Annotated in this window: 1 pseudogene; it reads left to right on the top strand. The window is 68.1% G+C overall.

Annotation, left to right across the window (positions count from 1 at the left end):
- Positions 1-360 (top strand): annotated as a pseudogene (locus I6F21_RS38615) (hybrid sensor histidine kinase/response regulator); the annotation flags it as partial.

Raw genomic sequence — 360 nt, 5'->3', positions numbered from 1 at the left:
GCGAGACCCTGATGGGCAAATTCCGTGACGGCATGCCTGTGACTGCCGAGGCGGTGACGGTGATCCTGTCCTCGATCGACCGCATCAAGGAGATTTTGGCTGGCTTGGAGGCGACCGAGGCCGAGCCCGAGGGGAACGACCGCGATCTCATCGACAAGCTGGAAGCAATGGTCGAGCAGGGCATGGCGGCCATGTCAGGCTCGGCGCAGCCGATGCCGACAGCCGGCACTGCTGCTCCCGTTGCCGATGCGCCGCCGCTGGTGCCGGAAGCGCCCGCCGCTGCAGCCGCCCCCGCCAAGGAGATGACCATGGGCACGCTGGTCGATCAGACCCTGGAGCGTCCGCTGCGTCCGGGCGAGG

Source organism: Bradyrhizobium sp. NBAIM03, from assembly GCF_020194055.1.
GTDB classification, from domain to species: domain Bacteria; phylum Pseudomonadota; class Alphaproteobacteria; order Rhizobiales; family Xanthobacteraceae; genus Bradyrhizobium; species Bradyrhizobium yuanmingense.
This window is presented reverse-complemented; position numbering and strand designations above follow the sequence as displayed.